Source organism: Acetivibrio clariflavus DSM 19732, from assembly GCF_000237085.1.
Lineage (GTDB): Bacteria > Bacillota > Clostridia > Acetivibrionales > Acetivibrionaceae > Acetivibrio > Acetivibrio clariflavus.
Map to the genome: position 1 here is coordinate 885314 of NC_016627.1, position 22809 is coordinate 908122.

The 22809-nt window shown below is 36.0% G+C and carries 21 protein-coding genes; 15 read left to right on the top strand and 6 right to left on the bottom strand.

The annotated features are described in order from the left end of the window. Positions 1-320: 320 nt before the first annotated feature. The 7 genes from CLOCL_RS03705 to CLOCL_RS03730 all read left to right on the top strand — a co-directional run bounded on the left by CLOCL_RS03705 (position 321) and on the right by CLOCL_RS03730 (position 6301). On the top strand, positions 321-911 hold the full coding sequence (locus tag CLOCL_RS03705) for an accessory gene regulator ArgB-like protein (RefSeq protein WP_014254094.1): 591 nt from the start codon (positions 321-323) through the stop codon (positions 909-911). A 44-nt stretch (positions 912-955) separates the two neighbouring features. Beyond that, a complete protein-coding gene (locus tag CLOCL_RS21430; RefSeq protein ID WP_014254095.1) occupies positions 956-1099 on the top strand; it encodes an AgrD family cyclic lactone autoinducer peptide in 144 nt (47 codons plus the stop codon). An 803-nt stretch (positions 1100-1902) separates the two neighbouring features. Continuing rightward, positions 1903-2598 carry a lantibiotic protection ABC transporter ATP-binding protein gene (locus tag CLOCL_RS03710; protein ID WP_014254097.1) on the top strand — a complete coding sequence of 232 codons (696 nt, stop codon included), beginning with the start codon at positions 1903-1905 and terminating at the stop codon, positions 2596-2598. Between the two features lies 1 nt (position 2599). Beyond that, positions 2600-3358, top strand: a complete 759-nt coding sequence (locus tag CLOCL_RS03715) for a lantibiotic immunity ABC transporter MutE/EpiE family permease subunit (protein ID WP_014254098.1) — start codon at positions 2600-2602, stop codon at positions 3356-3358. Then, positions 3358-4134, top strand: a complete 777-nt coding sequence (locus CLOCL_RS03720; protein WP_014254099.1) for a lantibiotic immunity ABC transporter MutG family permease subunit — start codon at positions 3358-3360, stop codon at positions 4132-4134. The genes CLOCL_RS03715 and CLOCL_RS03720 overlap by 1 nt, the downstream gene beginning before the upstream one ends. Before the next feature lie 23 nt (positions 4135-4157). Next, on the top strand, positions 4158-4850 hold the full coding sequence (locus CLOCL_RS03725) for a response regulator transcription factor (RefSeq protein WP_014254100.1): 693 nt from the start codon (positions 4158-4160) through the stop codon (positions 4848-4850). Between the two features lie 20 nt (positions 4851-4870). Then, positions 4871-6301 carry a HAMP domain-containing sensor histidine kinase gene (locus CLOCL_RS03730; RefSeq protein WP_014254101.1) on the top strand — a complete coding sequence of 477 codons (1431 nt, stop codon included), beginning with the start codon at positions 4871-4873 and terminating at the stop codon, positions 6299-6301. 186 nt (positions 6302-6487) lie between these two features. Here the strand turns inward: CLOCL_RS03730 and CLOCL_RS03735 are convergent, their stop codons facing one another. Beyond that, complete coding sequence (locus CLOCL_RS03735) at positions 6488-7489, bottom strand: nucleotidyltransferase domain-containing protein (RefSeq protein WP_014254102.1); 1002 nt, start codon at positions 7487-7489, stop codon at positions 6488-6490. A 425-nt stretch (positions 7490-7914) separates the two neighbouring features. On the opposite strand from CLOCL_RS03735, the gene CLOCL_RS03740 reads away from it, so the two are divergent. Together CLOCL_RS03740 and CLOCL_RS03745 are read left to right on the top strand one after the other, a co-directional pair. Beyond that, positions 7915-8874 carry a hypothetical protein gene (locus CLOCL_RS03740; RefSeq protein WP_014254103.1) on the top strand — a complete coding sequence of 320 codons (960 nt, stop codon included), beginning with the start codon at positions 7915-7917 and terminating at the stop codon, positions 8872-8874. A 90-nt stretch (positions 8875-8964) separates the two neighbouring features. Continuing rightward, positions 8965-9372, top strand: coding sequence for a cytidine deaminase family protein (locus CLOCL_RS03745; RefSeq protein ID WP_014254104.1), 408 nt, complete (start codon positions 8965-8967; stop codon positions 9370-9372). Positions 9373-9466: 94 nt separating this feature from the next. On the opposite strand, the gene CLOCL_RS03750 is transcribed toward CLOCL_RS03745, so the two are convergent. Beyond that, entirely contained in the window at positions 9467-10399 is a 933-nt protein-coding gene (locus CLOCL_RS03750; RefSeq protein WP_014254105.1) for a 4Fe-4S dicluster domain-containing protein, read from the bottom strand. Between the two features lie 278 nt (positions 10400-10677). On the opposite strand from CLOCL_RS03750, the gene CLOCL_RS03755 reads away from it, so the two are divergent. Next, positions 10678-11217: a DUF4865 family protein gene (locus CLOCL_RS03755; protein ID WP_014254106.1), complete on the top strand. Its 540-nt coding sequence runs from the start codon at positions 10678-10680 to the stop codon at positions 11215-11217. Positions 11218-11341: 124 nt separating this feature from the next. Here the strand turns inward: CLOCL_RS03755 and CLOCL_RS03760 are convergent, their stop codons facing one another. After that, positions 11342-12352 (bottom strand): uroporphyrinogen decarboxylase family protein, encoded by a 1011-nt coding sequence (locus tag CLOCL_RS03760; protein ID WP_014254107.1) that lies wholly within the window; start codon positions 12350-12352, stop codon positions 11342-11344. A gap of 414 nt (positions 12353-12766) precedes the next feature. Between CLOCL_RS03760 and CLOCL_RS03765 the strand changes: the two genes are divergently transcribed. Continuing rightward, complete coding sequence (locus CLOCL_RS03765) at positions 12767-13405, top strand: cobalamin B12-binding domain-containing protein (RefSeq protein WP_014254108.1); 639 nt, start codon at positions 12767-12769, stop codon at positions 13403-13405. 350 nt (positions 13406-13755) lie between these two features. After that, positions 13756-15051, top strand: coding sequence for a PocR ligand-binding domain-containing protein (locus tag CLOCL_RS03770; RefSeq protein WP_014254109.1), 1296 nt, complete (start codon positions 13756-13758; stop codon positions 15049-15051). A gap of 4 nt (positions 15052-15055) precedes the next feature. Here CLOCL_RS03770 and CLOCL_RS03775 read toward each other — a convergent pair whose 3' ends face one another. Together CLOCL_RS03775 and CLOCL_RS03780 are read right to left on the bottom strand one after the other, a co-directional pair. Beyond that, entirely contained in the window at positions 15056-15988 is a 933-nt protein-coding gene (locus CLOCL_RS03775) for a CobW family GTP-binding protein (protein ID WP_014254110.1), read from the bottom strand. 96 nt (positions 15989-16084) lie between these two features. Beyond that, complete coding sequence (locus CLOCL_RS03780; protein WP_014254111.1) at positions 16085-17467, bottom strand: methanol--corrinoid methyltransferase; 1383 nt, start codon at positions 17465-17467, stop codon at positions 16085-16087. A gap of 325 nt (positions 17468-17792) precedes the next feature. On the opposite strand from CLOCL_RS03780, the gene CLOCL_RS03785 reads away from it, so the two are divergent. From CLOCL_RS03785 to CLOCL_RS03795, 3 genes are all read left to right on the top strand, one after another. Then, a complete protein-coding gene (locus CLOCL_RS03785; RefSeq protein WP_014254112.1) occupies positions 17793-18530 on the top strand; it encodes a DUF1638 domain-containing protein in 738 nt (245 codons plus the stop codon). A 60-nt stretch (positions 18531-18590) separates the two neighbouring features. Continuing rightward, on the top strand, positions 18591-19646 hold the full coding sequence (gene cobT / locus CLOCL_RS03790) for a nicotinate-nucleotide--dimethylbenzimidazole phosphoribosyltransferase (RefSeq protein WP_014254113.1): 1056 nt from the start codon (positions 18591-18593) through the stop codon (positions 19644-19646). Between the two features lie 165 nt (positions 19647-19811). Then, positions 19812-21620 carry an ASKHA domain-containing protein gene (locus CLOCL_RS03795; protein WP_014254114.1) on the top strand — a complete coding sequence of 603 codons (1809 nt, stop codon included), beginning with the start codon at positions 19812-19814 and terminating at the stop codon, positions 21618-21620. Between the two features lie 86 nt (positions 21621-21706). Here CLOCL_RS03795 and CLOCL_RS03800 read toward each other — a convergent pair whose 3' ends face one another. After that, positions 21707-22732 (bottom strand): LacI family DNA-binding transcriptional regulator, encoded by a 1026-nt coding sequence (locus CLOCL_RS03800; protein WP_041715422.1) that lies wholly within the window; start codon positions 22730-22732, stop codon positions 21707-21709. Positions 22733-22809: the final 77 nt, after the last annotated feature.

The window sequence follows — 22809 nt, forward strand, 5'->3', positions numbered from 1 at the left end:
TTATTCACGTGCGAAAGTTGATTTATTTTTGTTAATTTCTATCTATTTATATAAGTCAATGCATTTGTTTAATGGATTTGAATATATTTAAATTTGAGTCTTAAACATTAAATACAATAAAAGATATTAATATTGTGTATTTTAATTTTGCAAAAACATACATAAAATAGTAGTAACAATAAACAAAATAAAAAATGTTTTGAAAATAAGTAGAATTGAATAAATATAAAATTTCATTTTTTAATAAAATGTCTGTCTTATTAATAAAATACTTTTTTTATTATTAAAGATAAAATAAGTAAAAACTGTGGGGGGTAAAAATGATAGATGCTTTCAGTAAAAAAGTTACCGGTTTAATTAAGAAAAATCTAAATGATATCACTCCTGAAAAAGAAGAAGTTATAGATTACGGCATTAAAATACTTGTTTACGAGACAATTGTTATAGCTTCTGCTTTTTCTGCCGCACTATTTTTCGGAGTTTTTAAATATTTTTTGGCGGTATTTTTAATCTACAGTATTTTGCGAATGGTAGAGGGCGGGGCTCATATGAATTCACGCATAAAATGTATTGCAACATATGCTGCTATAATCTTTGGATCTATATTTCTATCGAAAAATATTTATATTGCCAGTCCATACTATTCTATCCCAGTCTTTTTGATAAACTTTTTTGCAGCATATAAATATGCACCCGGAGATTCATTGGAAAAGCCTATATTAAAGAAAAAACTTAAGGTTAAACTAAAAGTGTTGTCACTGATTGTGATTACAGTACTTTCTTTAGGCTCATTTATCCTATGGTATTCTGACAAAATTCTCTTTAATGCTGCTTTAATTACATCATTATCAGTAACCTTTCTCTTGTCTCCTATAGGCTATAGATTTGCAAAATGCCAAAGAGGAAGTTAGATTAGAGATTAAATTTGTAAAGGTTATATATGGGGGGTGACATTATGATTAAGAGAAAAGTGCCTTATTTCCTTAGTACCATTCTTGCACTGTTGGCAGTATCTGCTGCATCTTTATCGGCTTCTACCAGTTTCCCGTTTGTTGCCTATCAGCCGAAAATGCCGAAATCTTTAATAAAAGAAAATTAACTAGCATGATAATTGATTGATAATAAAAAAGCAATTTTGAGATTTTGTCAGAAACCACTGGTTTTGAGCCTTTTATTGGTTAATGTTATGGGAAGTTTGGGTCTATCGGATATTTTCCGATAGACCTTTTTCTATCATAAAAAATACATTCATAATTTTGGTCAAATCGTTGAGCGTCAGAAAGACGGTAATGATATTGAAGAGCAAAAAATAAAAGAAGATCTACAGATGTTTGGTAATATGGTTATGAGTATATCAATGAAATATCTAAAGAATCAAGCTGACGCAGAAAATATAACCCAGGAAGCGTTCTTAAACTTTTCCTAAGCAGTAAAGAATTCAGAAGCTTAAAGTGTAAAAAAGCATTGCTTATGAGTGTAACAAAAAATCTTTGAAAGATTATTTAAAGTCAGCATTCGAACACTAAAAACGCTAAGAATCAGTATACCCACTAATCCTGGAAGTTTCAACTTTGTAAAGATGGCATTCGCCAGTAATCCAAGTATTATCATAATAGCTAAGCTTGTAAGCATAGATATTATCCTATTTGCTTATATAAAATAAAAATTCCGGAGTGTCGAGCTACTCCGTTTTGACCTCTTTTACTTCGTTCAAAAGAGGTCAAATGTTCAAGCACGCAAAACGGATATTTTTAGCATACCAGATAAGCTTACACGTAATTAATACGGTAAACATCTTTCATAAAAAAATCCCAAAAGATTTTTTAAAAGCTTTATAGATTCTTTATAATTTTCATCTAAATTATTTATCAAAGATAATAATTTGATGAGAGGATGGAAAAAATGGCAGAGTTGATACTTGAAACAAGGAATTTGAAAAAATACTACGGAAATCAGCTTGCTGTAAAAGACGTTTCATTGAAGATTCCCAAAGGAACCGTATATGGACTTCTTGGCCCTAATGGAGCCGGAAAGTCTACAACACTAAAGATGATAACAGGTTTGATGAAGCCGAGTGAAGGCGAGATTATCGCCTTTGGCGAACCATGGCAGCGAAAACATCTTTTGCGGATAGGTTCGCTTATCGAAACACCGGCATTGTACGGTAATCTGACAGCAGAAGAAAATCTATTGGTGCATACAAAGCTTATGGGAATACAGAGAGAAAAGATTTATGAAGTTCTTGAGTTGGTAGATTTAAAAAATACCGGAAAAAAACTTGCTTCTAAGTTTTCAATGGGAATGAAGCAGAGGTTGGGAATTGCGATAGCACTTATTGGCGACCCTGAGTTGTTGATTCTTGATGAACCAACCAATGGCCTTGATCCGGTCGGAATTCAGGAGTTAAGAGATTTAATTTGCTCTTTCCCAAAAAGAGGGATTACAGTGCTTCTTTCAAGCCATATATTATCTGAAGTTTCTCAAATTGTCGATAATATAGGCATTATAAGCGAAGGCATACTCAAATACCAAGGTAGGATAAATCCTGACGAAAATCTTGAGAAATTGTTTATGAGAGTTGTAAAGGGGGAGAATTAAGATGATCGATATGGTAAAATCAGAATTACTAAAATATAAAAGAACTTTTATGAGAAAATTAATTGTTTTTGCCCCTTTGTTTTTTGTATTATATGCAATACCTCAGAAGCTATATATACCTGCTGATTTCATTCATCCATGGTATCTTCTTATAGATTTGGTCTATAACTGGTGGCCTGTAATCTTTATTCCCCTTGGCATGGCATTATTTGCAGCATTGATTGAATCGCAGGAAAAAAAGGCCGGAAATTATCGGGGGTTGCGTGCACATAATATTTCTCCGGCTTCCATATGGATATCTAAAATAATAGTCATGGCAGGGCATACCTTTCTTACCACAATAGTTCTTATCATTGCAATATTGCTCTGTGGTTTTATAACAGCCGGAGGAACAATTCCATGGCTTGAGCTGTTTGCCGGAGCATTTGTTATATGGCTGGTATCTCTTCCGTTAATACCGATACAATTATGTGCTGCAACCTGGAAGGGAACGTTCTTTAGCATGGCAATAGGTTTTATAGGACTCATTGCCGGTGTTTTGGCAGCACCAAAATCCTATTGGCTATATGTGCCATGGAGTTGGGCTACAAGACTTATGTGTCCAATTATAGGTGTGCACCCTAACGGTACTTTATTAAGTGCATCAGACCCGCTTAGAGATATTTCTGTAATACCAAAAGGGATTATGATGTCCGTTGTAGTATTTATACTATTTACAATGATTACTTCCGTCTGGTTTACCGGAAGGGAGGTAAAATAGTGAAAATATTGGCATCTGAATGGATTAAAACCCGGCGAACTCCCATAAGGTGGATTGTATTTTTAGCACCGCTTATTTTTGCAGCTTTTGTTATCGGATATTATTCATTGAGAACAATATCGACAGATATTCAAGCATCAATCTATCAAGTATTTTTTGGAGTTTGGACAACAATAATCATACCTTTTGGCTCGGGATTAATACCCGGTCTTATGATACAGCAGGAAGAATCGGCAGGCGGCTTTAATGGCCTTCTTGGAAGTAAATCACCACGACAAAAGTTGTATCTTGGAAAACTTACAATTCTTATTCTATCAGCTACAGGAAGTATTATGGCTGCTACAATATTACTTGTGCTTGGATTTAATGTTTTGCTAAAGCTACCAATATCATGGCCCATTTTCATTGCAGGTGCAATTATGGCGGCCATTGGAACAATTCCATTACTGGCAATTTACTTGTGGATAAGCTTTGCTTGGGGAATGGGGGCGTCGATAGGAATTGGCGGAGCAGGGCTATTAATAGCTGTACTAATGGGTACAAGTCTTGGAGATGAAGTATGGCGGTTTGTGCCATGGGCATGGCCAATAAGATTATCAATGCTTCCGGGGGTATACTTAATATATGAGCCGGGCAAGGATATCCTAACGAATACCGGTCTTATAATCAATCAAGCCATTATTGGCATTATGATATCCCTTATGTTTTTTTCAGTTGTGTTGTTCGGAGGACTGCATTGGTTTAAAAGTTGGGAAGGAAGAAAAGAATATGAATAAAAGGTACGAAAAGAGGTTATTTGATGAGCAGAATTCTGATTATAGATGATGAAAAGGAGCTTGTAATGTTACTTGAAGATGAACTCAAAGCCAGAGGTCATGAAGTAATGGTTGCTTATGATGGGGAGGAGGGAATCAAGCTTTCCAAAAAGCAACCGGATCTTGTCCTATTGGATATTATGATGCCCGGTATGGATGGCTTTGAGGTTTGCCGTTCTATCCGTGATGAAGTATTATGTCCCATTATCTTTTTGAGTGCAAAGCAGTCTGAAATTGACAAAATTAAGGGTTTAAATCTGGGAGGAGATGATTATATAACCAAACCTTTCGGACTGCGTGAGCTTATGGCAAGGATTGATGCCAATTTAAGGCGTGAGAAGAGGGCTCAATATATTAGTACTGAAAATAAGAGAACAAGGCTGTATTTCGGAAAGCTCAATTTAGATTTAAAGGAGCGTACTGTTAAAATAGATGGTAAGCCTATTGCACTGACAAAAAGGGAATATGATATTATTGAGCTTCTTGCTACACACTCAGGACAGGTCTTTTCGCGGGAACATATCTATGAAAAAATTTGGGGCTATGATGCTGAGGGAGATTCCTCAACTGTGGTTGAGCATGTAAAAAAAATCCGTGCGAAATTAACAGCTGCCGATCCTTCCGTCGAGTACATTTCTACAGTATGGGGCATCGGTTATAAGTGGAACAAAATCTAGGACGGGAGGAAACTTTAAATATGAAAAATAGACCGCTTATAACTCAATTTAGGATTTCCTTTGCATTGATTGTATTGTCAAGCATAGCGGCAACAGTTATAACCTACATTCTTGCTGCCGTTTTATATATCAATGCTGAGTATAAAGTTATTTATCCGGCCAATTATTATGAAAAGCAAATTCCCGGGATTGAGGAATATATCCGGCGGAATAATACCAAATTGCTTATGCCGTCTTTTCAAAGCAATTTGGAAAAAATTGTTCCGGATAGCGGAATAGGTTATCAAATTGTGGATGCAGAAGGTAAAATATTATACGGAACAATTAAGGAAAAAATTATACAAAACCGTGATGAGTTATATGAAAAGATTAATACAAGTGTGGGGAGGCAAGGGAGTTATGTTCGGATAGTGCCCATCATTGAAAAGGAAGGCAGAATATCCGGGGCTGTATTGCTTTCTTATCAGGTCAAAGCGACTTATACAGACAGTTCTGCCAAGTGGTGGTTGATGCCTTTAATAATTCTTGCTCTTTTTTCGCCCTTTATATATATTGTTATTTTTACGTTTGTGTTTTCAAAGATTTTTACCGACAATATTAACAAGCCGCTAAAGTTATTGATGGATGCGTCAAGAAAGATTAGGGAGAAAGATCTTGATTTTGAAATCAATTACTCTTCAGAAAATGAATTGGGCAAGCTCTGTAATGCTTTTTCCGAAATGAAAGATGAATTAAAGAACTCTCTGTCTACACAGTGGAAGTTGGAACAGGAGCGGATAGAAATGGTTGAGGCCTTGGCTCATGACCTTAAAACGCCGCTTTCAATAATACAAGGATATTCTGAGGCCCTTATTGATTCTTATACTGAAGGAGATGAGCGATTACACAGATACCTTGCAACTATTTTGGAAAATGCCCAAAAAGGAACGAAACTTGTGCAGCAAATGCAATACACATCGGAAGTGGAGAGAAGTGCTGCACAGCTTAATCTTACAGTCGTGGATATTCCATCATTTATAGAAAGAAAAGTGAGTCATTACCAATTGTTGGCGTCAGAAAAGAAAATTAGAATCACAACACAGATACAGGGAGAAGCACACAAACCGATTTCTATTGATGAAGAAAAGTTGGAGCGGATACTCGATAATGTTGTGTCCAACAGCCTGCAATATACACCGGGGGGAGGAAGTATTCAAATATCTGTAAAAATGGAACCGGAAAGAGTATTTTATGAAATTATCGATTCGGGTATTGGTTTTAGCAAAACAGATATTGAGAAGGTTTTCAGGAAGTTTTATCGAGGTGACCGGGCCAGAAGCACCGACGGACATTCCGGTCTTGGTTTGTATGTCGCAAAACAATTGGTTGAACAACTGGGTGGTTCCATAGAAGTATATAATACCGCTACTGGAGGAGCCGGTGTGAAATTTTGGCATAAAGTGTTTGGCTGATAGTAAAGTAAAAAAGCAGAATTAGACCATAACAAAAACGCTATTTGTTTTTTGAAACTCAATGGCGCTTTTGTCTGGCTAAAACTAATATAGTAATGATCTATTGGTATCAGCAGAGAATATTTTCTTTTTATTAATATAATTTTGTTTTTCTGATTATAGCAGTAAATTGTATACGTTATAACACTATAATAATACTTTGCTATATATTTCTATCATTAATTCTTCCACACGCTTGTAATCCGGTTCATCGGGAAGGGGGGTATTTTCGGCGGCTGTTTTGAACCTTTGCTCATACTCGTCCACCATTTCAAATATATCGCTGTACTTATATTTACCGTTACGTATATCAAGGAATAATTCACGTTCTTTTTCTCTAAAGGTATTGATTCCTTTACCCTCAAGGACTTCTGTGCCGGTAATCAAAAGCCGTATTAAATGCATTGCGTGCTTGTTAAGGTGAAGTTCATCCTTTTTACTGTTTCTGTGATTCAGTTTGGAGTAATCCTTTACAATGTTACTCATTTCTGCGTAGATATTTTTAAAGTCTCTTAAGGGATAATGCTTGAGGTTAATATCGATAAATATCTCCGTGTCCATATCTTCTCTATCCGATTCATCAATATAAAGATGGATTTCACTACCGGTAAAGCTCTTATAGGTACGTTTCAAGTGCTCCATTTGTCCTAAAATACTGTTAAGAATGTGTTTTTCCTTTTCAGCTTGAGGATAACTATCCCTTGCAAGGGCATTTTGCAGCCTCCTGAGCTGTGCAGTTGCATAATTGCCGAAACTATGAATAACTCTTTTGGATAAGAATAAATCGACATTATCCCTTAGAAGTTTTCCCTCTTTTGTTATTACAAAGAGGTGTTCAGGCTTTGTACCCAAGATTTCCAAAACGTTTGGGTTGCAATTAAGGCACAGAGAAATAAACTTTTTGAGTCCGTAAATTACAGTGTCTGTAGCTCTATCTTCAAACTGCTCAAAACTTGATAATCCCATAATATCTTGCTTTCTTTCAATGGTGACACCTCTGATATCAATATCGCTGGTACCGACATTTGTACCGTAGGCAACTGAGCCGGCTGCGGTAAGTATTAAAATATTACTTCCAAGATGCGGATCTGTCCTTAAGAAATCATAATCACTTGAATTCAATTTATCTTTTATGTATTGTATATCCATGTGTCCTCCTTACAGATACTTAAGAGCATTGGTTAAAAGAAATGTTTTTGTACTAAGATTGTTAAATGTAAAATCTCTCATATATATCTCTCCTAAATTGGTTGTACGCTAAATTATACCATACCGATAATTTAAATAATAATGAAAATTTATTGTAAATTGGCTTTGTAAGAAATTGTTTATATAAAATTTTTGCCCTGAAGTTAATTTGATACAAATTATATCAGTAGATTGAAATGATTAGTATTTTTTAATATTCAGTAGTTTATATTGACAAGCGATGGAATAAAGAATGATAATGTTTATATACGGTACGAAAATTTAAATAGTTCTCCAATAATTTAAATTCGATTATATTTCCGGTGTTGTCAAAAATTATGTTTATATAAATTACATTTTAACTAATTATGAGAGGAAATAGGGGTATGAAAAACATATTGGTTTTATTCTTTACAACATTTATTTTGGCATTCACAATTGGATGTGCAAATTCAGATAAATATTTAATAAATCGTTTAGCAGCTCAAGATAGCATTGAATTCGATACTTCATCTGAAGAGAATAAAAGCGAAAAAGATGAAATGGAAGTTAATGTTGTCGACATTAGGGATGGCAGCAGTATTGATACAGCAAGGTTTGTTATTGTGGACCTTAATAAAGAGTTTAGCATATCAAAAGAGAACAATACAATAACAAACATACCTTATAAAGACGTGTCAAAGGCCAGTGATTATCCGTATGGGTATACAACAATTACATACGCTGACGGCTATTATCCTAAAATTGACCATAACTTCAAATTTACATCAAGGGGAGGTTCAAAATTAACTATAGAACTTACCCCAATTGATAAGGCGGATGATAAATCTTTTACTGAAGTATTTCACATAAGCAGTGATGTTGAAATGGTTGAATTTTTGAACCATTATAATTTAGTACAATATGGTGATTATCTAAAATCCCGGGATGTGCCGGATTTAACAACTCGAGCTTCTGAGATGGACAGAGGAAATAGCGGATTGAAAGTAAATGCTGTAAATATTAAAGATGGCAGAAGTATTGATGCTGCAAGATTTATTATCATTGATCTTAATAAAGAGTTTTATATAGCTGAAGGAAATAACATAATAGCTGAAGTACCTTATAAAGAAGTGCTAAAGGCCGGTTATTATCCTTATAGATATACCACAATTACATATGCTGACGGCTATTATCCGAGAATTGACCATAACTTGAAATTAACATCAGAAGGAGAAGGTAGTGAGTTAACCATAGAGCTTACTCCAATTGGAGAATTTGATAACAGCTCGTTTAATGAAATATTTCACGAAAGTAATGAGTCTGAAATGACTGAGTTTTTAAGATATTACAATTTTACTGATTGATATATGTATTGTGAAAAGTATATCTGTTGATTTAAAACTTATCATGTTTCAAATAGAATCAAGTAAAAAAATGTGAGGAAGAATAACAGAATGGATATATGGGATAAATTGTACAGGGAAGCATTAAAAGTTCAAAAGAGCAGAACCGTCTCGCCTTTTATTGATGCTGGAAGTGTGGCTGCGGCAATTCTGACCAAAGCCGGAAATATATATGTTGGAGTTTGCATTGATACTGCATCGGGATTAGGGATGTGTGCAGAGAGAAATGCAATGGCTAATATGATTACACACGGTGAAAGACAGATTGACAAGGTAGTGGCAGTTATACCGGATGGCAGAGTAGGAGCACCATGTGGAGCCTGCAGAGAATTCATGATGCAGCTTGACAAAAATAGCGGCGATATCGAAATTCTTCTTGATCTGGAAAGTAAAAAAGTCGTAACTTTAAAGGAACTTGTTCCCAACTGGTGGGGATATGACAGATTTAAGGAAATATAAAAAATTCTTTTCCGATAAGAGTTTTTTATTCTGTTCTTATCGGAAAAGAGTTGCATTCGAAAATAAATAAACCCGGATTAGAAGCCTGCATGATCTATATTGTATTCGTATCTAAAATTTTTTGCTTTCTTTCTAAAAGGTCATTAGATAGCAATTGATTTTGTACATTTTCAAAACCGAGTCTTTCGATGGTTTCAGCTAGGCGCTCTCCGGCTTTGCCCTGCTCTTTATATAAAAGTATGGTCTTTTCAATTACATCCAAAGCTTCCTGTTTGTCTGTAAAAATCTTGTTAATAGGTTTTCCTAAGGCTATACGTTTTCCCCATCTGCCACCGATATATATTTTATATCCGGTGCTGCCTTCCTTTACTGCATTAAAGGGACATTTTCCGATGCATCTTCCGCATTTGTTGCACTCATCATTGTTTGTTTGGAGAACGCCGTCTACTACTTTTGATGCTTTTACCGGGCAGGTATTTTCTATAAAACATTTTTTGCACCCTTTGCATTTGTCTTTATCAAACTCGGGTATTCTCTGACCGATAATTCCTACGTCATTCAAATCAGGCTTAACGCAGTTATTTGGACATCCTCCGACAGCTATTTTAAATTTGTGAGGAAGCCTAACAGAAGAATAACCGTTAAAAAATCTTTTATGAATTTCTTCCGATATGGCAAAGGTATCAATTAATCCATATTGACATGTGGTACCTTTACAGGATACCACTGGACGTACTTTAGGACCGGTACCTCCTGTTACAAGACCTTCTTTGGCTATATAGGCTCTAAAGTCTTCAATCTTATCATAAGGAATTCCCTGAACTTCTATGGATAGTCTGGTAGTAAAGGTTATAATACCATTACCGAAAAGTTCAGCAGCTTCCGAAATACATCTCATTTGAGCAGCCGTTATTTTTCCATTTACCGTTAGTACCCTTGCAGAGAAGTTGTCGGTACCTTTATTACTTAGAAATCCTAAAGCTTTAACTCTTTTTTCCTCTTCTGCACTAATGGTTAAGCATGCCATAATAAAACCCCCAGTAATACTATATATTTATATATGTTTGCAATATTTCCGCATAATTCAAGTCGACGCCACTTTCAAGAATCGGAGTGATTGTTACAGACAAAGTATTTCGCAATAGCTTCCATAATAATTTTATTACTCTGCAGTTTCTGAAATGGATAAGCTATTATATGGTCCAAATATAATTTATTATTATACATCATCGTTAACAATTGTACAAATACTACTAATTGTAAAATTAAAAAATATAATAATATTGAGAAATGGGGAATAAAGCTATGATTGGGATGCAGTACAGAATTAATTTACCAAGCGATTATGATATGCAGATAATCAGAGACAGAGTAAAGAATAATGGGAATAAGACCGATGGCTTTAAAGGATTACTTTTTAAATGTTACTTAATTCAAGAAAAGAATGTAGATAGTTTTGAAAATATATATTCTCCGCTTTATATCTGGAATGATAGTAATGGAATGAATCAATTTTTGTTTGGAGGCTTTTATGATAATATCATAAAGTCTTTCGGATGGCAGAAGATAAATATTGGGGTACCTCTTTTAATAGACCTGAAAGATGATTTTAAAGATGCTAAATTTGTTATAGAATTAAGCAATGAAATTAATCCACAGATGTCTTTAGCAGCTTTTCCGGAGAGTATTTTAAAATCACAGAAAGAAGATACAGGGTGTGTTGGAAGGGTATGCATTTATAACCCGGATAAATGGAAGTACAGTCAGTTCTACTTCTATTTAGATAGACCGGAAGGTTTAAGTAAAAATAATGTATACCAGATCTTGCATATATCCAGAGGATAACATAAAGAAGAATTAAAATAACTTTTAAAATGTTGTTAACTTGATAAATATAACAGGATATTGGCAAATTACCCCTCAAACCTTCCAAAGAATATTTGAGGGGTAATTGTATCAAAACAGATAATTATTTAGTGTTATAGAATTCGTCAATTGCATTGAAGAATGCATCTATGTTATCCCAGCTGGAAAGAGGGGGGATATCGCAGCCGGATGAAATAACAAAGTTTTTATGCTGGCAGCAATCCTTCATGATACTTAAGGTGGCTTCTCTTACAGATTCAGGTGTACCGTTTCTGAACTGGCATGCCGGGTCAACATTTCCAAAGACCATAGTGTCCGATGGAACAAGTTTCAGCATTTCAGCCATTTTTATAGCATTTCCAAAGTGGTAACCAGCTGCTCCAATGGACATAATTGAGTTAATCAATGGAATGGTATTACCACAGTTGTGATAGATCACGATAAAGTTTTCGTCCTGAACAGCATCTACAATTTCCTTAACATATTTTGATGAAAACTCATCAATAAGTCTTGGTGAAAGAAGTCCTGCAGCAGGTTCAGCAATAACAACACCGTTGGCTCCGATTTCTTTATATGCCATAATATATTTAGTAATAAATTCAGTAGTTTTTCTTAGAGTTTCATGAACCATTTCGGGTTCTTCCTGACAGTTAACCATAATTTCTGTCATGTCCATCAATCTTCCTGCAAGGGAGAAAGGTCCAATTGTACCTGCAAATACCGGACGGTCTGTTATAAGAGTTAAAGCTTTTTCAATAGCTTTGATATACAAACCGGTGCGGCCTGCTCCAACTTCAGGAACTTTAAGAGCTATTGCATCTTCCATGCTTGAAATTATTTTTCCTACAACTGTAGGCACTTCTCCTTCGGAAACTTTAATTTGAGAGCCAAAGGCTTCAGCTTCAACTGATAGATCCATCATGCTCAATGAAGCTGAAGTTGGACAGCGGTCTGCAATTAGTTTCATACCCATTGCCTGTTTTTCACTGTCTGATATAAGGTCGATAACACTTATTCCCATCAAAGTAATCGAAGGGAAAGATAATACTGGCATAGCTTTTTTTACATCGGCATCATGTAATTCCTTAAGCCAATTTTTCATGTTTTGTTTCATTATTATACCTCCATGAGCTGCTAATGCTCAAAAATATTTTTAATACAGCATTGCTGGATTTGATATATTCATTTTAAGAAAAAAAGAAAATAAATTGTATGACATTTTTGTGATTATTGGTAAGTATTTTATCAAGTTATAGTGACGGCTGGAATTTGGCTTAACATTTATAGTACTTTTTACAGTTTTTTTGTTGTTAAATATAAAGAAGAAATGAAATACATTATGAATATTGATTTTCTTTTTAGTATAGTATGGATATTCGTGTGCATAATAAGCATGTTAACTTTTTTCGATGAACATTAAAATGTACAAAAAAAATCAAATATTTTCAATACAGAAAATGAGCTATAGACTAAAATAAAAATAAATAAGTTATTTATCAAAAAGTAATATAAATTTGGAGGAATCATAATGAGTATTTTAAATGAAATTTCCGAAAATCTTCAAATGGGTAAAGCAAAAGTTGTAAAAGAACTGGTTAATCAAGCTATAGCTGAAGGTTACAGCGCAGAAGCGATTTTAAAAGACGGACTTTTGTTAGGTATGGGCATAATCGGTGAAAAGTTCAAAAAAGATGAAGTTTACGTACCGGATGTGCTTATCGCTGCCAGAGCAATGAACGCAGGAACTGAAATACTTAAGCCATTGCTTGCTTCAAGCGGTGTTAAGGCAGCAGGCAAGGTTGTTCTCGGAACAGTTGCCGGTGACCTGCATGATATCGGGAAGAATCTTGTAAGAATGATGATGGAAGGAAAAGGCTTAGAGGTTATAGATTTAGGTGTTGATGTTCCGGCACAGAAATTTATTGATGTAGCAGTTCAGGAAAATGCACAGATAATAGCTTGTTCCGCTCTTTTAACCACTACTATGGGCGAAATTGAAAATGTAGTAAAAGCAGCTGTTGACTCCGGTGTTCGTGACAAAGTAACCATTATGATTGGTGGCGCGCCTGTAACACAGAGTTTCTGTGAAAAAGTTGGAGCAGACATTTACACTCCTGATGCAGCATCAGCCGCTGATGCTGCTGCAAAAGTTTGCGCTTCAAAATAATAATATTCATCAGTATAAATAAGACATTTTTAAATAGTACAAAAAATTTTCAAAATGGGTGGAACTCTGAAGAAGCCAAGGCTTTATTCAGAGTTCCTTTTCCGTGTTTTTAGCTGGATTAACATGAATTGACTTTTACTATCATTTATTTATATAGTATACTAAAATGTGGTCAATATACTGCATCCTAGGATATGAACAATTAAATGATCAACTATTTTAGTATTGAATTTGACTGATAAATTATATTAAACGTCGCAGATTTCTATGAATTAATGGACATGATTTCGTGAAAACTTTAATTGGTAAGGTTTTCATGAAACAAGTAGTATAGGGGGCAGGACTTTATTATGAACATTCAATTGAGAGATACCAATGAAATCACTTTTGATTTGGATAAAGCAATAAAAAGTTTAAAAGCATACAGTCAGTCCACTGGAATAGAAAGTTTTATCATAGACTCCAAAGGTCAGTGCATCCATAGTTTCGGTAAAAACACAGAATTGTGCAATTTGTGTCAGAAACTCCGCGATAACACAAATAAAGATTCCCAGTGTGCCAGTGTCCACCTTTATGGAAGTTATCAGGCAGAAAGGTTTGGAGGGAAGTATATATTTTTCTGTCCGATGGGATTTGTGCATTGGGCGGCTCCTATTACAGTTGACGACACTTTGTTTGGTGCTTTCATCGGTGGACCCGTTCTGATGCTTGATCCGGATGAATTTATGCTTAATGATATAATCAAGGAAAACGGTTTGAATGATGAGCAGGTTCGTGAACTTAATGAGTATATCGGCAAAGTTCCGGTAATAGAGCCTGAAAGGGTAAACAATTTAGCCGAGCTTTTGGCAATTGTCGCAGGCAATATCTCTAAAGGCAATAGTTTAAGCTATGAACAAAAAGGTGAGGCTCAGGAAATTCAGTCGGATATCTCCGAGTGGATACACTATATGAAAGCTATAGAACAGCAGGAAAGCGAATATTCGACCTATCCTCTGGAAAAAGAAAAGCTGTTGCTCTCAAAAATTGCACTGGGCGATAAGCAGGAATCCCAAAAAATATTGAATGAGATACTTGGATATGTGTTCTTTTCTTCCGGCAATGATTTTGAGGTAATAAGGGCAAGAACTCTTGAACTTATAGTATTGCTTTCAAGGGCGGCTGTGGAAGGCGGCGCAAATGTAGAAGAGATATTCGGTTTGAATTACAAATATCTCTCGGAAATTTATCAATATAAAACTGTTGAAGACCTAACTTTTTGGCTTTCCAAAATAATGGCCAGATTTACCGACTGCGTTTTCAATCTGGCTGATATTAGGCACAAAGATACTATTTACAAAGCTTTGGATTACATTAAAAGGAATTATGCCAATCCAATAACTCTTGAAGAGGTGGCAAATCACGTTTTTTTGAATCCATCGTACTTTAGCAAAATTTTTAAGAACGAAATGAAATGCACCTTTGTTGCCTATGTGAATAAAGTTCGAATAAATGCAAGTAAAAACCTTTTACTCAATAACAATATTCCGCTGTCAGACATAATAGCCCTGGTTGGATTTGATGATCAGAGTTATTTTACAAAGGTGTTCAAAAAGGAGGTTGGTATAACGCCAGGTAAATTTAGAGCGACAAGAGGCAGGGGATAAAAATTTATTCCTCAAACAACATTGATATACCCGCCTTATCCAGGTCTTCACCGATAAAACATACTGAAGGCTCAATATTGTGGGTAATTTCCTTTATTTCATAAATTCCGTCAACATAGTTGAATTCCAGTATACCTTTTTCGCTGTTTACATGGCCTTTTGCCCTAATTAATGTACCAAAGGTACCTTTTGCAAGGGTGGCTAACTTTTCGCTTAGTTTTGCCTTGGAACAATTGAATTGTGGAACCAAACCAAATGCCGTAAAATTATGATCGCCATGTGTATGATGAGAAGAACCCGCATTATTTAATTGTACTTTTTCCAGGGCAGAAGCATGTTTTTGAACATGTAAAAGGCTTAAAAAGTCTTTGTTGTCCATATTTGACCATTCTCCGGAAAATATCTCAACGCCAGGGTTAATGCCTTGCAATTCTTCCATTATTTTAATCAATGTATCTTTAGAAATGCCCTTTATTTTACTTAGTATGAGTTTATCGGCATATCTTATCTGGTTTTCGAAAAAATAGCCATAGTGCTCTCTTTGCTTAAGAAAATTAATGCAATCAATAACTGTAAAGGCCGAGCATAAGTTTAATTTGGAATTAATTTGCGGATTATTGAATATATCGTACATTTCACTTAACACGAATATTCCTGAAGGTTCTATAAGAATTCTGTCAGGACGAAAGTCCTCCGCAATACTTAAAAGCGCAGTCATAAAGTCGTGTTTTAGAGTACAGCAGATACAACCGCTGGATATTTCAATAACAGATAACCCTTCGTGCCCGAGTAATTTACCGTCTATACCCACTTTGCCGAATTCATTTTCTAAAATTACTACTCTTTCGTTATTTTCCGCCAATGCAGCAGCTAAATGTCTGATGAGTGTTGTTTTTCCTGCACCAAGGAATCCAGAAATTACATTTACTTTAATCATAAGATGTTCATCCTTTTATAGGTATTATTAACTCAACTTTTCAAGCTGTATCAACCGATACAGCTTGAAAAGTTAAATGGAAGAGTTATTTAATCATTAGATTTTAAGGTCATATTTTTGAGGGTCCAGTTTACCGGATTCGTCTCTTTCTATCATTTCTGATATAAATTCTTCCACGTCTTCCGGGATAGCTTCGATTTGTCTCTTCATTGAAGGCAGGTATTGGAGTTCTCTCTCACTGACTTGCACTTTGTTATCTGCAACAGCTTTCTCTAAAACATCGATGGCTTTCAGTGCCGCAACTTTGGAACGTTCAAAAGGAGTATCTTTTTTGATTATTTCTTTGGATATTTCGATTACTACATCGGGTCTTAAAACATAGGCCTGTGGGTCAAACTTGCTGTCAGAATCACACAACCAGTCTCTGAGCAATAAAGCGCTTTCTTTACCGGAAGCTGCTGCTGTATTCATTAGTCTGCAGTCGTATGCCAATTGTTCAAGGGATACGGTTGGAGCCATTCCGCCTAAGAGTTTTATGTTCTGGACCGATTCGTTACTCCAAAGGTCAGCAACACAGGCTGCTATATTTCCCACTGGGCTTAGATGTGCACATGCACTGGATTTACCCTCCATGGATATTGGAGTACCTGTTATGGCTTTTATATACACTCCTTCATATCCACAGTCTTTGTGGGGTCCAAAAGCACCTTCTTCAATGGCAACCAGGCTTCTTACCGATGAAATTACCCTAACAACAGCTGAGAAGATTTTTGGAACAAAACCTCTGTCGGCAAGTACCATTACAGTGTTTGCAAATCCGCAAGCGGAGTCACCGGCTGCGATCGTTCCGGTTCTGTCGGCAATTGCTTTTATTTCTTTCCAAAGCCTGGACATATCCATTGAGCCGAGAACACCAAGGGAGAATAAGGATTTATCTATTTCGCAGAACATCATTGCCTCATCGTGCATGTCCTTGCCACCGATAGATTCGATGGAAAGCAAGTCTGCACCTGCTTTGGCACAGCCTTCAAAAGTTTCCATTATGGCATCCCAATGGCTTCCGTGCCACATATGTGGAGATTTTTTATCTTCTCTGATATCCACTGGTGTAATTCTCATGACACTCTTTAATCCATGCTTTGCCTCATAATCGTACATGATTTCTCTGACAGCTTTGGTTATTTCAACTCCCCATTCAGGATTGTAGGTGGTTGGAGGAAGGAGTTCAATTTCAACTACAAGTCCCGGGACATACAATTCTTTAGCTCTCTTTAAAGCATCTTCAATAATAGCTTTATATTCTTTAATGACATCAGGCATGCTGTCTTTTGTGATAATCATGGTCGGAAGAGTAAAGTTCAATTCGGGATAAATAGTTCCGCCGCCGATTACCAATCCGTTTTTACATACAACAGGCTTCTTAGATACACCGTAAACAAAATCGTTAACATTATCGTAAGCTAATTGGTTGAATTTCATACCTACAACACTCCTTCGTCTAGATTGAATTAATTTAATTATAAGGTTGTGGGATTTTGAATTCTTGAACAATTTTTAGTTTTTTAGAATAAAATAATAATCTTATAGAATTAATTTGGATTATTTTGATTTGGAAATTTTAAACACTAAAAATATTTATATAATAGAAAAAATACTTCTATATTAAGCAAATAATATTTGATATTATAAAATTTGATATTATTTTGGATAAATATTTATTGTTTATATATTCAAAATAAAATATAAACTTTAATTTTTATACATTTCCTATGAAAAACATATATAATAAGAAATGGAGATAAATATGCTGAAGCTTAAGGTAATAGCATGCGATGTACTAAATAGGGAGATATCTTTTCTGGCCAGTCAATCAAAAAATTATATTGATGTAACCTATTTAAACCAAGGTTTGCACAATACGCCGGACAAGCTTAGAGAGATCCTTCAGGCGGAAATAGACAAAGTTAAATTTCCTTATAATTATTATAATACTTGCCCGGACTATGATTATATTATTCTGGCCTATGGTTTGTGCAGCAATGGTATTGTGGGAATTAAAAGCAGAAATGTTCCTTTGGTAATACCTAGGGCACATGACTGTATAACGCTGCTTTTAGGTTCAAAGGAAAAATATAAGACCATTTTTGAAAAAAATCCGGGAACTTATTGGTTTTCCAGCGGCTGGATAGAGCGTGCCTGGCAACCGAGCGAACTTAAATATAAAGTTCTTTTGGAAGAGTATACACAGAAGTACGGAGAGGAAAATGCTGAGTTCCTTATGGAAATGGAACAAAGCTGGATGAAAGAGTATAAAAATGCAGCATTTATTGCCTGGGACTGCTTAAAAAACAATGAATATTATGCGGATTTTACGAAGAAATCTGCGGAATTTTTTAACTGGGATTATCTTGAGATTAAAGGAAGCTGTTCGCTGTTGCAAAATATATTAAATGGTGAATTTAAAGACAATGAGGTGCTGATAGTTCCTCCGGGTTCAACGGTAGGTGCTTCCTATGATGATGAAATAATAAAGTATACTTAAACTAAAAAGGAAGACTAATGAATTTTCATATATATAATTTTATGAAGAAGGAGCGATAAAATGCTGGATGATTTGCTTGGCAAAATAGGTCCGCTTGACAAAGCTTCAATGGAGGCTGCCCAGACTCGATTGGACAGTTTGACAAAACCTCTTGGGAGTCTCGGTAAATTGGAGGAAATAGTGGTTAAACTTTCGGGGATTAATGGATGCTCAACTCCAAGAGCAGATAACAAGGCAGTGGTTATAATGTGTGCCGACAATGGCGTGGTTGAAGAGGGAGTAAGTTCATGCCCTAAAAGTGTAACTGCTTCAGTAACAAATAACTTTACCCGCGGAATAACCGGAATAAATGTATTTACCCGTCTTACAGGTGCAAGAACAGTAATAGTGGATATTGGAGTAGATGCTGATTTGGAGTATTCGGTAATATTAAACAGAAAAATCAGAAAAGGTACATGGAATATGGCAAAAGGTCCGGCCATGACCAGGGATGAGGCAATTGTCGGTATTCAGACAGGCATTGATATAATCAGGGACTTAAAAGCTGAGGGAGTAAATCTTTTGGGAACCGGTGAAATGGGAATTGGAAATACTTCGACAAGCAGCGCGATATCGGCTGTTTTAACCGGTTCGCCTGTTGAGGATGTTGTTGGAATAGGCTCGGGTTTGTCGAAGATGGCATTTCAAAATAAAATTGAGGTAATTAAGAGGGCGATAGATGTAAACAAACCCAATCCCGATGACCCTATTGATGTGCTGGCTAAAGTTGGAGGTTTTGATATTGCAGGGCTTACAGGCTGCTTTTTGGGTGCTGCCATTTACAGGATACCTATTGTTATTGATGGCTTTATTTCTGCAGTTGCAGCGCTGCTTGCAGTACGTATACATCCTGGAGTGCGGGATTATATGCTGCCTTCCCATGGTTCTGCCGAACCGGGTTCTAAAGCTGTTATGAAGGCGCTTAATATGGAACCTATGCTGAACTTAAATATGAGACTGGGAGAAGGAACAGGTGCTGCACTGGGTTTCCAGCTTATTGATGCAGCAATTGCTGCTTATACTCAAATGGGGACTTTTGATGATGCCAATATAGAGCAGTATGTACCGCAGGAATAGGGTAAAATATATGAAAATTTTACAGCTGTCATTTTAAGATTAAGGTAAATCATAAAATTTTGCAGTTTACTTGACGAAAGGGTATAAGCTATCATTTGGGAAACATTTGAAATAAGCTTTACAGTAATTCTATGAATCCGTCATGAAGTATAAAGGAGAATAAATATGCCAAACGTTATAGTGAAAACCGGTAATAAAATACTTGAAATTAATGCACAACAGGGTCAAAATTTGTTAGAACTTCTTAGGAAAGCTGATATAGATATAAGCACACCGTGCAACGGAAATGGTACTTGCGGAAAATGTAAAGTCAGAATATTATCGGGACATCTGCCTAATCCTTCACAAAATGAGATTAAAGTGCTTGGATTTAATGCAATTGAATCCGGTTACCGATTGTCATGCTGCTATGCTGTCCGGTCGGATGTGGAGATATTGCTTGAAAGTGACAGTTTGCAAGCTCAAATTGTAACAGAAGGAAGACAGAGGTCTTTCGAGTTAGACCCAGTTGTTACAAAGGAAAATATTGTGTTGGAAAAGCCCAGTTTGTCAAGTCAGATTTCGGATTTTGAGAGAGTATTAGGGTCTTGTTCTATGCTGGAGGTAAATACGCCGAGTTTGCAGCTGATTAGGAATATACCTGAGCTGATAAGGCAAAAAGATTATAATATATCATTGATAAAAACAGGAACTCGGCTTTTGGGGGTTGAAGCAGGAGATACTACCGAGTCTTTGTATGGTGTGGCCGTTGACATAGGAACAACAACGATAGCTGCATACCTTATTGATTTGACTGATGGAGAAAGGCTTTGTGTGTATTCCGGCCTTAATCCGCAAAAGAAATTTGGGGCTGACGTTATTTCCAGAATTAAGCATACCATAGATTCAGAAACAGGGCTTGAGGAACTTAACAATTTAATAATTAATGAGATAAATAGTTGCATTGGAGCAATGTGTGAAGAAGCGAACATTTCCAGGTCGGATATATATGCAATAACCTTGGTGGGCAATACTACCATGACACATTTTTTGCTGAAAGTACCGGCAAAGAATATTGCAGCAGCTCCATTTATCCCGGCTGTAACCTCAATGGTTAAAATTAACGCGAAAGAACTTGGCGTTGACATAAATCCCTACGGGCTTGCTTTTGTACTGCCGGCTGTGTCGGCATATATAGGAGCAGATACAGTGGGCGCAGTACTATCTACCGGAATGTATGAGCAGGAAGATATATCTCTGCTGATTGATATAGGAACTAATGGCGAAATTGTATTGGGAAACAGGGAGGTATTATATGCTTGCTCCTCAGCAGCCGGGCCGGCTTTTGAAGGTGCCAATATAAGAAACGGAATAGGCAGCATAAAAGGAGCAATTAACAGTATTTCTTTGAAATCGGGTGTTAGCTATACAACTATAGGCGGTGCAGAGCCTGTAGGAATTTGTGGAACAGGCATTGTGGACGGTATTGCTCAACTTCTTGAGATGGGAATAGTTGATGAGACAGGCAGACTCGACGATGAATGGGAACCTGCTACGCCTGAACAGGCGTCTTTGGCCAAAAATATTACTGTGGTGGATAATATGAATGCATTTTTAATATGCGGAGATATTGCAATTACACAAAAGGATATTCGTGAGTTGCAAAATGCCAAAGGTGCTATCGCAGCAGGCATTAATGTTCTTGTAAAACAGTCGGGCATAAATTTCTCGGATATAAAAAATGTATATCTGGCCGGCGGATTTGGCACATATATCAATGTGGACAGTGCTCTTAAGATAGGTTTAATTCCTTTCCAGCTGCGAGGTAAAATACAGCCGGTAGGGAATGCCGCCGGACAGGGAGCTATTGAAGGTCTTTTGTCGGTAAAACGTTTATCCGATGCTGAAATAATAAGTAAAAAGATTAAATACATTGAATTGTCAAGCTCAAAGGATTTTAACGACTTTTACATGAACTGTATGATGTTTGAGTAGTATTGAGTAATAATGCCAAATAAATGTAGTATTACTGCTTGATATGTACAATAATAATTTCCAAATAGTATTATTTATAAATAATACTATTTGGAAATTAAAGGTTTTGTACTGCCTCGGACTTTTAGCACCGGGTCAAAGACCAGTAGTTCCTTATTTTGTTTTTTGGGTTTGTTTTTTATGGCCTTCATAACTTGTTTTACTGCTTCATCGGCCAGTTTTTTTACAGGTTGCTCAACAGAAGTTAGTGGTGGTGTTATGAAGTCTGAAACAAAAATATCGTCATACCCAACCAGTGATAAATTATCCGGGATAGAGAGATTGTAATAGCTGGCCTGCTTATAAACTCCTAATGCCATCATATCGTTAAAGGCAAAGATTGCAGTCACGCCTCTGCCAAGGAGATAGGGAAGTGCTTCCATGCCGCTTTCTCTGTGAAAGTTACCCTCATAAATGAGATTTTCCTGTATTGGGATATTTGCTTCTGTAAGTGCTTCCATATATCCGTTTAAACGCTCTATGGAACTGTATACGTTTTTTGGACCGGTTATACATCCAATAGAACGATGACCGAGATTGATTAGATGTTTTGTAGCTAAATATCCGCCTAACTTGTGATCTACAACAATTGTTGTTCCTACATTGATATCCAGCATACGATCCACGACAATAAATGGGGTATCGGTTGTCGAAATGATTTTTTGAATATCATTTACATGATCATCAATTGAGTTGGAAAGTATTACTATAATCGCATCGACATTTCGATCCAAAAAAATATTAATATAATCTATGTCGCGGCGTGCCATATCATGAGTGCTGCCATAGAGTACATTATAACCGTAGGAATAACAGGCCTGTTCAATTAACTTGGAAAGTTCGGCAAAATAGATGTTGCTTATATCCGGAAGAACCAATCCAATGGTCTGTGTAGTTTTTGTAACCATACTTGTTGCAATATGATTAGGCCTGTAATTCAGTTTTTCAACAGCATCAAGTATTTGTTTCCTTGTTTTTTCGGAAATCTTACCGGATTTTCCGTTTAATACAAGGGAGACCGCTGTTGTTGATACTCCGGCTGCAGCTGCTACATCTTTAATAGTTGCACGCAATTGTATCTTTACCTCCATATTAGATTTAATTTCTTTTATTTTTATTATAATAAGGTGTAAAAAATCTGTAAATTGCA